This is a genomic window from Streptomyces sp. NPDC004051 (assembly GCF_053604275.1).
The window spans coordinates 167831-181428 of record NZ_JBSGHG010000011.1 but is presented as its reverse complement, the minus strand read 5'-3'; the positions used below and the strand labels follow the sequence as shown (position 1 = coordinate 181428).

Sequence of the window (13598 nt, the reverse complement as noted above, 5' to 3'; positions counted from 1 at the left end):
CCCGCGCACCCGGAGGGACCGTCGGGCCGCGGCCCCCGGCGGTCCCCCCTCACCGGGGCAGCACCACCACGTACGCCGCCGGATCGCGGTCCTCCGCGGCCGTCAGCGCCGTACGGATCACCGCCGCCTGCTGCTCCGCCGCCGCCCGCAGCTTGTGCGGGGTGACGTGCACGACGGTGACGCCGAGCCGCTCCAGGAGCTCACGCTTGCGGGCGTACTCGAACCACACGTCCTCCTGGCGGAGGTCCTGCCGGGGCGTGCGGGTGTCCAGCTCCAGTGCCACGGCCTGGTCGGGCCAGTAGGCGTCCAGACCGCCGAGGTGGGGGCCGCCCGGCAGGCGCAGGTCGACGTTCCACACCGGGTCGGGCAGACCGTACTCCCACACCATCCGGTACAGCAGGCTCTCCGCGGCCGCGCGGCCCTCGGCCACCAGCGAGTCCACCGCGGTCACCACGTGCGGCCGGTTCAGGAGCTTCGCACCGGTCAGCTCCCGCACCACCGCGGCCGCGTCGCAGTGGCCGCCGGCCACCGCCTCCGTCAACAGCCGGCGCACCGCGGCCGCGTCGTCCACCGTGGCCACCGCGTCGGCCAGCGCCCGCGGGACCGGAGCCACCGGCACGCCCGTCACCTGCACGGGGACCGGCAGCACCGGGGCGCGGACGATGCGGACACAGCCCGTGGAGCGCAGCCGGCGCAGCCGGGGCAGCCGGGACACCAGTACGTCGAAGGCGTCCAGGGAGGGCAGCGGGGGAGCGGAGGAGAAGCCGTGCAGGGTCAGCGCGGCCAGCCCGGTGATCATCGCCTCCTCGTAGCGGGGCGCCGTCGAGTCCGCCGGGCCGGGCTGGTCGGGGACCCGCACGGACCGCTCCCGCGCCGTGTACATCAGCACCGCGTGCAGCCGCTCCTCGCTGGTCGGCGGGCCCGGGTGGAGCAGGACGACACCGGGCAGGAGCTGCCGCCAGGCGCCGCCGGGGCGGCACCGGTCCTCGGTCTCCGCGGCGGAGACGCCGTGCGAGCGGAGCTGGGCGGTGGTCAGCACGCGCCGGGCGCCGGCGGTCAGGTGGTGCAGGGAGCGGGGGAAGAGCCGGGTCTCGTGGTTCATGTCCGGCAATGTCCCCGCGTCGCGTCCGCCCCCGAACCCCTGTTACAGAGCCGTCGACAATCAGGGACAAGCTCGTCCTAAAGGACGCTTGTTCGGATACCGAAAACCCCCTGGTCCGTTCGGGTGAGACCAGGGGGCACGGCTGATATTGACCGAATTTCGTAACGGTCACGGAGCGCGCATCTCAGGGGCGGGGTCAGCCGGCCGCCGCGTCGCACGCCTGGCCGCGCAGGGCCCGCGCCAGGTCGTCCCGGGCCTCCAGCACCAGCCGGCGCAGCGCCGGGGCCGCGTCCTCGTGGGCCGCGAGCCAGGCGTCCGTCGCCTCCAGTGTCCCGGGCGAGTCCCGCAGATCGGGGAACAGGCCCCGCACCACGTCCATACCGATCTGGATCGACCGCTCGGTCCACACCCGCTCGATCGCCGCGAAGTACTTCTCCGCGTACGGCGCGAGCAGCTCCCGCTGCGAGGGCTGGGCGAAGCCCGCGATCGTCGCCTCCACCAGCGCGTTGGACAGCTCCTCCGACTCCACGACCCGCTCCCACGCCCGCGCCTTCACCTCCGCCGACGGGCGGGCGGCCAGGCAGCGGACCTGGTGGCGCCTGCCGGAGGCGGTGTCGTCCCGGGCCAGCTCCTCGGCCAGCGCCTTCTCGTCGGCGAGTCCGTGCGCGGCCAGCGGCTCCAGGAACGCCCAGCGCAGCTCCTGGTCGACGTCGAGCCCCTCGACCGTCACCGTGCCCGACAGCAGCTCCTGGAGCAGCCGGAAGTCGCCCGGAGCCGCGGCCGACCGGGCGAAGAAACGGGCCCAGGCCAGCTGCTGCTCGCTGCCCGGCGCGGCCGCCTCCAGCTCGCGCCGGGCCCCCTCGGCGAGCAGCGGTCCGCCGGTCTCCCGCCAGGCGGGCGCCGCGTAGTGGACGAGCGCCGACTCGGCCCAGGCGTGCAGCATCTGCAGCACGCCGATGTCGGACTCGCGCCCGCCGAACCGCAGCACCAGGTCCACGAACTCCCGCGCGGGCAGCAGCGCGTCCCGCGTCATGTTCCACAGCGCCGACCAGCACAGGGCGCGGGCCAGGGGGTCGGTCAGCGCGCCCAGGTGGGTGCGGAGCGTGGCCAGCGAGGTCTCGTCGAAGCGGATCTTGCAGTACGTCAGGTCGTCGTCGTTGACCAGCACCAGCTCGGGCGCCTCGGCGCCCGCCAGTTCGGCGACCACCGTACGCGCCCCGTCGACGTCCGTCTCGGCGCGCGCGTACCGCTCGAGCGCGCCGTCGCCCGTGCGCCGGTACAGGCCCACCGCGACCCGGTGCGGGCGCAGTTCGGGATGTGATTCCGCGGCCTCCTGCACCACCGCGAGCTCCTCGACCCTGCCGTCCGCGCCCAACAGCACCTGCGGGGTCAGGGAGTTGACCCCTGCCGTCTGCAGCCAGGACCGGGTCCAGGCCGCCAGGTCCCGCCCGCTGGTCTCCTCGAGGACCGACAGCAGGTCGCCGAGGCGGGTGTTGCCGTACGCGTGCCGCTTGAAGTAGCGGCGGGCGCCCTCCAGGAAGGCGTCCTGGCCGACGTACGCCACCAGCTGCTTCAGTACGGAGGCGCCCTTGGCGTAGGTGATGCCGTCGAAGTTGAGCTTGGCGTCCTGGAGGTCGCGGATGTCGGCGGTGATCGGGTGCGTGGACGGCAGCTGGTCCGCGCGGTACGCCCAGGCCTTGCGGCGGTTGGCGAAGGTGATCCAGCCGTCGGTGAACCGGGTGGCGCCCACCAGCGAGAACGCGCCCATGAAGTCGGCGAAGGACTCCTTCAGCCACAGGTCGTCCCACCACTCCATGGTGACCAGGTCGCCGAACCACATGTGCGCCATCTCGTGCAGGATCACATTGGCCCGGGCCTCGTAGGACGCCTGCGTGACCTTGCCGCGGAAGATGAACTCCTCCCGGAACGTGACGAGTCCGGGGTTCTCCATCGCGCCCAGGTTGTACTCGGGCACGAACGCCTGGTCGTACTTCCCGAAGGGGTACGGGTAGTCGACGTGGTCGTGGAAGAAGTCCAGGCCCTGCTTGGTCACCAGGAACACGTCGTCGGCGTCGAAGTGCGGGGCGAGACCCTTGCGGCACATCGCGCCGAGCGGGATCTCCAGCCGCGTGCCGTCGGGCAGTTCCCGCTCGTAGGTGTCCGTGACGTAGTGGTACGGACCGGCGACCACGCACGTGATGTACGTCGAGATCGGCTTGGTCTCCGCGAACCGCCAGACCCCGTCGGCGAGTTCGCCGACGCCGTTGCTCCACACCGTCCAGCCCTCGGGGGCCCGCACCTCGAAGCGGTAGGGGGCCTTGAGGTCGGGCTGCTCGAAGGTGGCGAAGACGCGCCGGGCGTCGGCCGGCTCGTACTGGGTGTAGAGGTACACCTCGCCGTCCTCGGGGTCGACGAAGCGGTGCATGCCCTCACCGGTACGGGAGTACGCGCACCGGGCGTCGACGATCAGCTCGTTGTCGGCGGCCAGGTCCTCCAGCAGGATCCGGGAGCCGTCGAACACCTCCCCGGGGTCGAGGTCCCGCCCGTTGAGGGAGACGGCCGTCACGCTCGGCGCGATCAGGTCCGCGAAGCTGCTCGCGCCCGGCTCCGCGCAGCGGAACCGGAGGGTCGTCACCGAGCGGAAGGTGTGCGGCCCGGCCGCGCCCTCACCGCCGTCCCCGTCGGTCGCGGAGCGCAGGTCGAGGGAGACCTCGTACCCGTCCACCGACAGCAGTGCGGCCCGCTCCCGGGCCTCGTCACGGGTCAGGTTCTCACCGGGCACGGGCGGACTCCTCGTACGTCGTCGTCGACAGGGCTGAACAGCACCGATCCTGCCATGCGCCCCTGACCGGGAGCAGCCGGGAATGACCGGGGGCGGCCCGGACGTTTCCCCGGGGAAACGTCCGCCCCGCACTTCCCTCCCGAGGAGAGACATGCCCGACACGTCCCCCGCCGCCGCGCCCGCCACTCCCGTTGACTTCTGGTTCGACCCGCTGTGCCCCTGGGCCTGGATGACCTCCCGCTGGATGCTGGAGGTGGAGAAGGTGCGGGACGTCAAGGTCCGCTGGCATCTGATGAGCCTCGCGGTCCTCAACGAGGACAAGCTCGACGAGCTGCCCGAGGAGTACCGCGAGATGCTCGAGACCAAGGCCTGGGGCCCCGTCCGGGTCGTCGCCGCGGCCGAGCAGGAGCACGGCGCCGAGGTGCTCGGCGACCTCTACACCGCGCTCGGCACCCGCATCCACAACCAGGGCGAGGGCCCGGAGAAGGAGGCCGTCGCGGCCGCCCTGAAGGAGGTCGGCCTGCCGGACTCCCTCATGGAGCACTGGGACTCCACCCCGTACGAGCCCCAGCTGCGCGCCTCCCACCAGGAGGGCATCGACAAGGTCGGCCAGGAGGTCGGCACCCCGGTCATCGCCGTGCCCGGCGCGGACGGCGAGCAGATCGCCTTCTTCGGCCCGGTCGTCACCCCCGCGCCCCAGGGCGAGGAGGCGGCCCGCCTCTGGGACGGCACCCTCGCCGTGGCCTCCGTCCCCGGTTTCTACGAGATCAAGCGCACCCGCACGAAGGGCCCGGACTTCGGCAACCTGTGACGGCGACGGGTCGCTCCGGGACGGGTCACTCCGGACTCGCCCCGGGCCTCACTCCGGGACGGGCACGCGGACGGCCTTGGGGAAGGGCTTCATGACGAACCCGGTGCGCAGGTTGCGGCACTGCCTGCCGGTGTCCGGGTCCAGCACGTTCTGGCAGAGCCAGAACTCGCTCACGCCCGCGCGGCCCAGCCGCTCCTTGAGCCAGTCCTGCTCGGCCTTGTTCAGCTGACGGTGTCGCTGTTCCGCGTCGCACGTCCAGCAGGGCAGTTTCATGGTCCTGGGTGTCGTCATGGGACACTTTGACCCGGAATGCCGCATACCGGAAGCCCCCGCGAGTCCTGTCCTCGCGGGGGCTTCCCTTTTTCCGCCTGCCGGGTGAACGGTGAGAAGACGATCACGGGGCAGGACGCTCACCGGGACCTCACGGGCCCCGCGGGGTGCCGGTCTCAGGGGGCCAGCAGCAGCACATCCGTGCGGGACTTCGCGGCCTCGTAGCGCTTGGCCACGTCCTGCCAGTTGACGACGGCCCACATGGCGTCGATGAAGTCGACCTTCTGGTTCTTGTACTGCAGGTAGAAGGCGTGCTCCCAGGCGTCGAAGACCAGGATCGGGGTCGAGCCCTGGCCGACGTTGCCCTGGTGGTCGTAGACCTGCTCGACGATCAGCCGGCCGCTCAGCGGCTCGTAGGCCAGCACGCCCCAGCCGGAGCCCTGGGTGGTGGCGGCGGCCTTGGTGAGCTGCGCCTTGAAGCCGGCGAAGGAGCCGAAGGACTCGGCGATCGCGTCGGCGAGGTCGCCCACGCCGTCGGCGGCCAGCGGCTCGCCGCCGCCGTCGCCCGTCATGTTGTGCCAGTAGATCGAGTGCAGGATGTGGCCGGAGAGGTGGAAGGCCAGGTTCTTCTCCAGTCCGTTGAGCGCGCCCCAGGAGTCCTTGTCCCGCGCCTCGGCGAGCTGCTCCAGCGTGTCGTTGGCGCCCTTGACGTACGCGGCGTGGTGCTTGTCGTGGTGCAGCTCGATGATCTCGGGGCTGATCACCGGCGCGAGCGCGGAGTAGTCGTACGGCAGGTCGGGCAGCGTGTAGACGGGCATGGGTCCCCTTCGAACCTGTTATTGCAAATAGCTTGCAACTGCACGTTAGCAGCAGAAGGGTCGGGATGCGGGATCGGCGTGCACCCGGGCACGGAAAAGGCCCTCGCCCGGACCACGTGTCCGGGCGAGGGCCTTTTCCGTCGGTGGGGGGAGGGGTTTCAGCTTCCCGCGCGGGCCCCGGCCCGCTGCCGGGCGTAGCCCACGGCGGCCAGGGTCAGGACCATGCCGCCCGTCGAGTACAGCTGCACGCGGGTGTCCGGCTCCCGGGCCATGAGGACGAAGACGCCCGCCATCCCGGCCAGCGCGATCCACGTCAGCCACGGGAACGCCCACATCCGCACCACCAGCTTCTCCGGCGTCTGGAGCTCCAGGGCGCGGCGCAGCCGCAGCTGCGAGACGGCGATGAAGATCCAGACGACCAGGATCACCGCGCCGATCATGTTCAGCAGCCAGGAGAAGACGTCGTCGGGCCGCCAGTAGCTCAGCAGCACGCACAGGAATCCGAAGACCGAGGAGGCCAGCACGGCGAGCCGCGGCACCCCGGCCGACACCAGGGCCAGCACCTTCGGCCCCTGTCCGCGCTCCACCAGGGAGTAGGCGATGCGCGAGGCGCCGTAGATGTTGGCGTTCATCGCGGACAGCAGCGCCACCAGCACCACGACGTTCATCAGCTGGCCGGCGCCCGGGATGCCGAGCCGGTCCAGGGCGGCGACGTACGGGCCGCTCTCGACCACCGTCGGCGAGTCCCACGGGACCAGGGCCACGACGACCGCCATCGAACCGATGTAGAACAGCGCGATCCGCCACATCGCGGTGCGGACCGCGACGGCGACGCCCTTGACCGGGTTCTCCGACTCGGCCGCGGCGATGGTGACCGTCTCCAGGCCGCCGTACGCGAAGACGGAGGCGAGCAGCCCGATCACCAGCCCCTCGCCCCCGTTCGGGAACAGCTCGGTGAGGTTCGAGGCGCCCGGGGAGTCGGTGCCCGGGAGCACGCCCGTGAGGGCCAGCACCCCGAGCACCAGGAACAGGGAGATCGCGCCGACCTTCAGAGCCGCGAACCAGAACTCGAACTCGCCGAAGTTCTTCACGGCCGCCAGGTTCGTGCCGCAGAACATCACCATGAACAGCGCCACCCACGCCCACTCGGGCGTGCCCGGGAGCCAGCCGGTGACGATCTTCGCGGCGCCGATGCCCTCCAGGCCGACGGCCGTGCACAGCAGCACCCAGAACGCCCAGCCCGCCGTGAAGCCCGCCCAGGGCCCGAGGGCCCGCTCGGCGTGCGCCGAGAAGGAACCGGACGACGGGTGCGCGGCCGACATCTCGCCGAGCATCCGCATCACGAGCATGACCAGCAGGCCGGAGAGGGTGTAGGCGAGGACGATCGACGGCCCGGCGGCCGCGATGCCCGCGCCGGAGCCGACGAACAGCCCGGCCCCGATCACCCCGCCCAGAGCGATCATCGACAGATGCCGCTGCTTCAGGCCGTGGGAGAGGGAGGACTCCTCCCGCTGCGGCGGTGTCTCGACGGAGGTGCTGGGAACGGGCACGGCTCGTCCTCTACGGGAGACGATGAAACCCCGTCAGTCTGGGCGGCCGCTCCCGCCCGGCGGGGAGCCTTCCCACCATGTGGACACGTGTCATACGGAGGGTGCCGGTCCGGTTACCGGCGGGTGGCCGGCGGGTCGTCCGGCGGCGGGCCGGGCAGGGGACGCGAGCCGGGCGCGGGACGCGGGCACCGCTTTGGCGGGACCCTACAGACGGCGGCCGGGCGGCTGCTGTGGGAGAGGCCATGCCACCACCGTGACCGGTATCACGTCGCCGCCCGGGTTGGGGGCGTTCTTTGTTCGAAGCCCACCATCCGCGTGTCGGGGCCTTTGTCGAGCGCTGACGGTGATCAGCGCGAGGGCGCTGGGATAGCGTCGCTGTCGTCCCCAGCCCCCTCACCCCGCGGAGTCCCCATGAGCACCGCTGCCGCCTCGTCCGCCCTGCCCCAGGAAGGCGGGACCCGCGTCGGTCTGGTCCTCGCCGACCTCGTCCCGGCCTCCCGCGTGCGGGACGTGGCCCTCGTGGTCGGCGGTGCCGCGCTCACCGGCGTCGCCGCCCAGATCGCCGTCCCGATTCCCGGCTCCCCGGTGCCGGTGACCGGCCAGACCTTCGCCGCGCTGCTCGTCGGCACCGCCCTCGGCGCCCGGCGCGGTCTCCTCTCCCTCGCGCTGTACGCGCTGGCGGGCGTCGCGGGCGTGCCGTGGTTCGCCGAGGGCGGGTCGGGCTACGGGGCGCCGGCGTTCGGCTACATCCTGGGCATGCTGCTGGCCGCGGCCGTCGTGGGCGCCCTGGCCCGCCGCGGCGCCGACCGCTCCGCGTGGCGGATGGCGGGCACCATGCTGCTCGGCTCGGCGGTCATCTACGCCGTCGGCGTGCCCTACCTGGCGCTGGCCACCGGGATGTCCGCCTCCGCCGCGATCGCGGCCGGGCTCACCCCGTTCCTCATCGGCGACGCCCTGAAGGCGGCCCTGGCGATGGGCGTGCTGCCGACCGCCTGGCGGTTCGTCGGCAGGCGGTGACCCCTGGGTGGTCCCCGGAAGGGGGCCGGCCGGGCGCACGCACAGCGCCCGGCCGGCCCCCTTCTTCTGCGTCCGCGACGGCCGCGGAGCCGCACTTCGGAGCCGCGCCCGGGAGCCGTGTCCGGAAGCCGTGCCTGGGAGCCGTGTCACACGCCCCCACGCGCCTGCCCGTGACCCGGCGTGTCACACTCGGACCATGCGCGTGTACCTCGGTTCCGACCATGCCGGATACGAACTCAAGAACCACCTCGCCGAGTGGCTCAAGGGCGCGGGTCACGAGCCCGTCGACTGCGGGCCCCACATCTACGACGCCCAGGACGACTACCCGCCCTTCTGCCTCCGCGCCGCCGAGCGGACCGCGGCCGACCCCGACGCCCTCGGCATCGTGATCGGCGGCTCCGGCAACGGAGAGCAGATCGCCGCGAACAAGGTGAAGGGCGTACGAGCGGCCCTGGCGTGGAGCGAGGAGACCGCGGCACTGGGCCGCCAGCACAACAACGCCAACGTGGTCGCGATCGGCGCGCGCATGCACACCTCGGACGAGGCGACGAAGTTCGTCGAGGTCTTCCTGGGCACCCCGTTCTCGGGCGACGAGCGCCACATCCGCCGCATCGACATGCTCGCGGACTACGAGACCACCGGCGACCTCCCCCCGATCCCGTCCCACCACCCCCAGCAGTAGCCGGGCCGGGGGCCGGGGGCGAGCCCGCGGCCCCCGGGCGGCCGAAGGGGCTGAGAGAGTCGAGAGGGAGGGGAAGCAACCCGTGCCGGAGGGCCACACCATTCACCGGCTGGCCGAGGACTACGCCGCGGCCTTCTCCGACGGCACCCCTCTGCGAGTCTCCAGCCCCCAGGGGAAGTTCAGCGACGCCGCCGCCCTCCTGGACCGCACCGTCCTGCACACCGCCGAAGCCCACGGCAAGCACCTCTTCCTCGGCTTCCGCGACCCCGACCCCGAGCACACCGACTGGGTCCACATCCACCTCGGCCTCTTCGGCAAGGTCGCCCTGGGCCCGGCGCCGGCGCCCCCGCCCACGGACACCGTCCGGCTGCGCCTCGCACACCACGCGGCGTACGCCGATCTCCGCGGGCCCACCACCTGCGCCCTGATCACGGACACCGAGAAACGGGCGGTGCACGACCGTCTCGGCCCCGACCCGCTGCGCCCGGACGCCGACCCGGACGCCGCGTACCGCAGGATCAGCCGCAGCCGTACGACGATCGCCGCGCTCCTCATGGACCAGAAGCTCATCGCCGGCGTGGGCAACGTCTACCGAGCCGAGGTCCTCTTCCGGCACGGTGTCGACCCGTACCGCGCGGGCCGGGACATCACCCCCGCCGAGTGGGACGCCCTGTGGACCGACCTGGTCGGGCTCATGCGGGAGGGCGTCCGCAACAACCGGATCGACACCGTCCGCCCGGAACACACTCCGGAGGCGATGGGCCGGCCGCCGCGTGTCGACGACCACGGCGGTGAGGTGTATGTCTACCGCAGGGCCCAACAGCCCTGCCACATCTGCGGCGAGGAGATCCGCACCGCCGGCCTCGCCGCCCGCAACCTCTTCTGGTGCCCGGCCTGCCAGCAGCGGTGAGACCGGCCCGGCGGTGCGGAGCCGATGCGCGACGGGCGAGCGGCGCGGGAGGTCCGGCACAATTTCCGCCGGACGACCACGCGACGGCGCCCGGTGAAGTTCACTGTGAAGTCGGTCCCCGGACGGGGGACAACCAGGACCTCCCGTGCCAAGTGGTCGCTTCGATGGATAGGGTCCCGAACTGATGGCAGCAGGACGAGAGAGGCGCGCAGCAGCCGACACGCTCACGGCCCGGGTGAAGAAGCAGTGGCACCGGGCCCGCGTCGGCGTGCGCCGGGCCGCCGTCGACTACTTCCGCGGGGACGGCTCCGACTGGATAGCCCTCGCCGGACTGCTGCTGACGATCCCGCTCATCTCGGCCGCGACGCTCGCCAACTCCGTCTGGTTCGCGCCGTCCGCGCTGGTGCTCCCGATCGTCGCCGGCGGGCTGCTGCTCCGCCCGGCGAGCCTGCTCGGCCTGTACGCGGTGGCGGCGACGGCACTGATCGTGGAGGCCGTCCGGCTCGGCCCCTACACCGAGGGCGCGTCCCGGGTGACCCCGGGCGTCGTCCTCGTGGTGGCCGCCTGCGGCTTCTTCGGACTGGTCGTCGCCCAGTTCCGCAGCCGGGTGGGCGTGCCCTGGCGGCGCGGCGGCACCATGCTCTTCGACCTGCGTGAACGCATCAGGGTGCAGAGCCAGTTGCCGGCCCTGCCGAGCGGATGGCACCGGGAGATGGCCCTGCGTCCCGCCGGCGGCCAGTCCTTCTCCGGCGACTTCGTGGTCGCGGCCCGCACCAACGGCGGGCGCACGCTGGAGGTCGTCCTGACCGACGTGTCGGGCAAGGGCATGGACGCGGGCTCGCGCGCCCTGCTGCTGTCCGGCGCCTTCGGCGGCCTGCTCGGCAGCCTCCCGCCGCACGCCTTCCTGCCGGCCGCCAACGGCTACCTGCTCCGCCAGGAGTGGGAGGAGGGCTTCGCCACCTCCATCCACCTCGTCCTCGACCTGGACTCCGGCGACTACGAGTTGTACTCCGCGGGGCATCCGCCGGGCCTCCAACTCAGCGCGGGCAGCGGCCGCTGGGAGGAGAAGGCGGGCGACGGCCCGCTGCTGGGCGTGTACGACGGCGCCCAGTTCGACCCGGTGAAAGGCTCGTTGCGCCCCGGGGACGTGCTGATGCTGTTCACCGACGGACTGGTGGAGACCTCGGACCGGGACATCGTCGAAGGCATCGACCGCCTCACCGGCGAGGCCGACCGCTATGTCGCCGGCGGCTTCCACGGAGCGGCCTGGCACCTCATCGAAGCGGTCGCCAAGGACGTCAACGACGACCGTGCGCTGCTGCTGATCTGCCGCGAGGGCAGCACGGCCGCCCTGCCCCGCTGACCCCGGCTCTCCGCGACCGGACCGGCGGACCCCGCCACTCTCCTGCCTCACCCGGACCGTGCGGCACAGCGGGGACGGGGACACTGGAGGGGTGACCGAGACACCGCGCAACCTGCTGACCCCCGCCCAGATCGAGGCCACCGCCCGTGCCGTGCACGAGGGCCAGACCGACAAGGCGGGCATGCCGTACGCCGAGCACCTGCGGGCCGTCGCCGAGGGCGTCCGGGCCCGCGGCGGCGACGAGGAGCAGATCGCGGCGGCCTGGCTGCACGACGCCGTCGAGGACGGCAGGCTCTCGGAGCAGTGGCTCAGGGAGGCGGCACTGAGCAGGCGGACCCGGGACATCGTCCTGGCGGTCACCAAACGGTCCGGGGAACCGCCCGAGGCCTACGCGGCCCGTGTCCTCGCGACCCCGGGCGCCCTGCTGGTGAAGGAGGCGGACCTGGCGCACAACGCCGATCCGGCGCGGCTGGCGATGCTGGACGAGGCGACCCGCGACCGACTGGCCGAGAAGTACGCGCGGATGCGCACACTTCTCGGCCTCGTGGCGGGCACCCGGCCCGACGGCCCCGCCCCCGCCGACCGGGACTAGGCGGAGACGGTCTCCTGCGTCCCCTGCTTCTCCCGGTCGCCCGGCTCCTCCCGTTCCTCCCGCTTCCCGCGGGGCCCGCGCTCGCGGTCGCGGGCCGACTCCGCGGCGTCCCGCCTGAAGGCCCACTCCATCTTCGGCTCCATCGCGAACCGGAAGACCCGCCGCACCGGCCTGGAGCACAGGAACGTCACCAGGACGGCCGCGAAGACGGTCACGGCGGCCAGACCGAGCGGCTCGTGCAGCGCGGGGTGCTCGAACCAGCCCCGGTAGTCACCGGCCTTCACCAGGAAGCCGTGCAGCAGGTAGCCGTAGAGCGTGCCCGCGCCGAGCGCGGTGAACCACATGTGGCGGCCGGGCACCCAGGAGAAGAAACAGGCCGTCAGCAGCACGGAGCAGCCGAACAACGCCAGCATCATGACCGGGCCGGCCCACCACGGGGCACCCAACTCCTGGGCGGCGGCACGGTGGTAGAACCACCCGGTGGGCATCCGCGGCACCGACCACCAGGCGACGGCCAGCGCCGCCGCGAAGACCGGCACCGCCGCGATCCGTACCCACCGGCGGCGCACCAGCTGGAAGTGCTCGGGCTTCATGCACAGGCCGAGCACGAAGTACGGCAGGAACTGCAGCACCCGCTGCAGGTCGAGGTCGTCCCCGATCTGGGGGGAGACGCTCGCCAGCATGGCGATGCCGAGCGCGAGCGGCAGCGGGTGGCGCACCGCCTTCCAGATCGGTGTGGTCAGCCGCCAGATGAACAGCGCGCACAGGAACCAGGTGAGATACCAGGGGTCGAGGAGGCTGATCGCATACTGCGGGTCGTTGTCGATGACGCGCTTGAAGAGCGGATACGCCGTCTCGAAGATGATGTACGGCACGGCGACGCCGGTGATCAGCCGCCGCAGCCGGTCCGGGCGCATGTCGAAACTGCGCGAGAAGTAGCCGGAGATGATGATGAAGGCCGGCATGTGAAACGTGTACACGGTGAGGTACGCGGCTTCCAGGGACCGGTTCTCACCCTTGAAGGGCTCCCAGAAGTGGCCCACGGCCACCAGCACGATCGCCAGGTACTTGGCGTTGTCGAAGAACGCGTCCCGCTTCTTGCCGGAGGCGGCCTTCGCTTTCTGCGTGCTCCGTATGTTCTCCGGGCGCGGGCCCGGCGCTTCGGAGCCCGGCGGTTCGGCCGGGGGAAGCGGCGCCCTGCGGTTGCCGTTCGGTTGCAGCGAGTCCGTCACCGAGCCACCCGCCAGGAACTCGGGGAGAGGAGCGGTGTGCTCGCTGCGCTTGCGGGGGACGAGGCAGCGTGGAACATCTGAGGCACCCTAGCGTTCGGCGTGGGTATTCGTAAAACCCCCACGTCATTCCTGGTTGTCGAATCCGGATACCCACGATCCGTGAATGCAGACGACTTTGCGGGAGTGACGGCCGACACATCGCGAGGGAAGGGGTCCCCTGTGTGTCGCGGGTCCCTTTTGCCGTCATCGTTCCGGGAGGAAAGGGGCGTATCTCCGCAGAACGGGCCCCGGGGGATGTCTGCTTCGGGCCGTTTCGCGGACTGCCGGGGGGCTCGTCGGGATACGCGTGGAGGTAATTCGAAATAGCTGAGAACGCGGTGCGGTGGAACGGCGGCGGTGCGGACGAATTCCCCGCGCGAGGGGCGCGCCGAATTGCTGTGCGATGCCGCGCCGTTGGCTCCGCGCGTGC

Annotated in this window: 12 protein-coding genes; 6 read left to right on the top strand and 6 right to left on the bottom strand. The window is 72.1% G+C overall.

The window, feature by feature from the left end; genetic code table 11:
* Positions 1–49 precede the first annotated feature (49 nt).
* Both ACWEQO_RS15150 and pepN read right to left on the bottom strand, forming a co-directional pair.
* The gene (locus ACWEQO_RS15150) at positions 50–1102 is read right to left on the bottom strand and encodes a hypothetical protein (RefSeq protein WP_452983003.1); all 1053 of its coding nucleotides are present in this window, start codon (positions 1100–1102) and stop codon (positions 50–52) included.
* A 196-nt stretch (positions 1103–1298) separates the two neighbouring features.
* Entirely contained in the window at positions 1299–3884 is a 2586-nt protein-coding gene (pepN, locus tag ACWEQO_RS15145) for an aminopeptidase N (RefSeq protein WP_452983000.1), read from the bottom strand.
* 151 nt (positions 3885–4035) lie between these two features.
* Between pepN and ACWEQO_RS15140 the strand changes: the two genes are divergently transcribed.
* Positions 4036–4695 (top strand): mycothiol-dependent nitroreductase Rv2466c family protein, encoded by a 660-nt coding sequence (locus ACWEQO_RS15140; protein ID WP_452982997.1) that lies wholly within the window; start codon positions 4036–4038, stop codon positions 4693–4695.
* 48 nt (positions 4696–4743) lie between these two features.
* Here the strand turns inward: ACWEQO_RS15140 and ACWEQO_RS15135 are convergent, their stop codons facing one another.
* The 3 genes from ACWEQO_RS15135 to ACWEQO_RS15125 all read right to left on the bottom strand — a co-directional run bounded on the left by ACWEQO_RS15135 (position 4744) and on the right by ACWEQO_RS15125 (position 7333).
* Positions 4744–4986: a hypothetical protein gene (locus tag ACWEQO_RS15135; RefSeq protein WP_361459707.1), complete on the bottom strand. Its 243-nt coding sequence runs from the start codon at positions 4984–4986 to the stop codon at positions 4744–4746.
* A gap of 155 nt (positions 4987–5141) precedes the next feature.
* A complete protein-coding gene (locus tag ACWEQO_RS15130) occupies positions 5142–5783 on the bottom strand; it encodes a superoxide dismutase (RefSeq protein WP_452982994.1) in 642 nt (213 codons plus the stop codon).
* A gap of 158 nt (positions 5784–5941) precedes the next feature.
* Positions 5942–7333 carry an amino acid permease gene (locus tag ACWEQO_RS15125; RefSeq protein ID WP_452982991.1) on the bottom strand — a complete coding sequence of 464 codons (1392 nt, stop codon included), beginning with the start codon at positions 7331–7333 and terminating at the stop codon, positions 5942–5944.
* 411 nt (positions 7334–7744) lie between these two features.
* On the opposite strand from ACWEQO_RS15125, the gene ACWEQO_RS15120 reads away from it, so the two are divergent.
* The 5 genes from ACWEQO_RS15120 (at position 7745) to ACWEQO_RS15100 (ending at position 11897) form a co-directional block, all read left to right on the top strand.
* Positions 7745–8350, top strand: coding sequence for a biotin transporter BioY (locus tag ACWEQO_RS15120; RefSeq protein ID WP_452982988.1), 606 nt, complete (start codon positions 7745–7747; stop codon positions 8348–8350).
* 196 nt (positions 8351–8546) lie between these two features.
* Positions 8547–9032, top strand: coding sequence for a ribose-5-phosphate isomerase (locus ACWEQO_RS15115; RefSeq protein WP_452982985.1), 486 nt, complete (start codon positions 8547–8549; stop codon positions 9030–9032).
* An 82-nt stretch (positions 9033–9114) separates the two neighbouring features.
* Positions 9115–9942, top strand: a complete 828-nt coding sequence (locus ACWEQO_RS15110; RefSeq protein WP_361456131.1) for an Fpg/Nei family DNA glycosylase — start codon at positions 9115–9117, stop codon at positions 9940–9942.
* A 184-nt stretch (positions 9943–10126) separates the two neighbouring features.
* Positions 10127–11305, top strand: a complete 1179-nt coding sequence (locus ACWEQO_RS15105) for a PP2C family protein-serine/threonine phosphatase (protein WP_361456128.1) — start codon at positions 10127–10129, stop codon at positions 11303–11305.
* 91 nt (positions 11306–11396) lie between these two features.
* Complete coding sequence (locus ACWEQO_RS15100) at positions 11397–11897, top strand: HD domain-containing protein (protein WP_452982980.1); 501 nt, start codon at positions 11397–11399, stop codon at positions 11895–11897.
* On the opposite strand, the gene ACWEQO_RS15095 is transcribed toward ACWEQO_RS15100, so the two are convergent.
* A complete protein-coding gene (locus tag ACWEQO_RS15095; RefSeq protein WP_452982977.1) occupies positions 11894–13129 on the bottom strand; it encodes an acyltransferase family protein in 1236 nt (411 codons plus the stop codon). The two genes, ACWEQO_RS15100 and ACWEQO_RS15095, sit on opposite strands and share 4 nt — an antisense overlap.
* Between the last annotated feature and the right edge of the window lie 469 nt (positions 13130–13598).

Excerpts from the sequence above, each read along its gene's own strand:
- ACWEQO_RS15150 (WP_452983003.1), bottom strand. The coding sequence starts at position 1,102 with ATGAACCACGAGACCCGGCTCTTCCCCCGCTCCCTGCACCACCTGACC.
- ACWEQO_RS15140 (WP_452982997.1), top strand. The coding sequence starts at position 4,036 with ATGCCCGACACGTCCCCCGCCGCCGCGCCCGCCACTCCCGTTGACTTC.
- ACWEQO_RS15105 (WP_361456128.1), top strand. The coding sequence starts at position 10,127 with ATGGCAGCAGGACGAGAGAGGCGCGCAGCAGCCGACACGCTCACGGCC.
- ACWEQO_RS15120 (WP_452982988.1), top strand. The coding sequence starts at position 7,745 with ATGAGCACCGCTGCCGCCTCGTCCGCCCTGCCCCAGGAAGGCGGGACC.
- ACWEQO_RS15130 (WP_452982994.1), bottom strand. The coding sequence starts at position 5,783 with ATGCCCGTCTACACGCTGCCCGACCTGCCGTACGACTACTCCGCGCTC.
- ACWEQO_RS15115 (WP_452982985.1), top strand. The coding sequence starts at position 8,547 with ATGCGCGTGTACCTCGGTTCCGACCATGCCGGATACGAACTCAAGAAC.
- ACWEQO_RS15135 (WP_361459707.1), bottom strand. The coding sequence starts at position 4,986 with ATGACGACACCCAGGACCATGAAACTGCCCTGCTGGACGTGCGACGCG.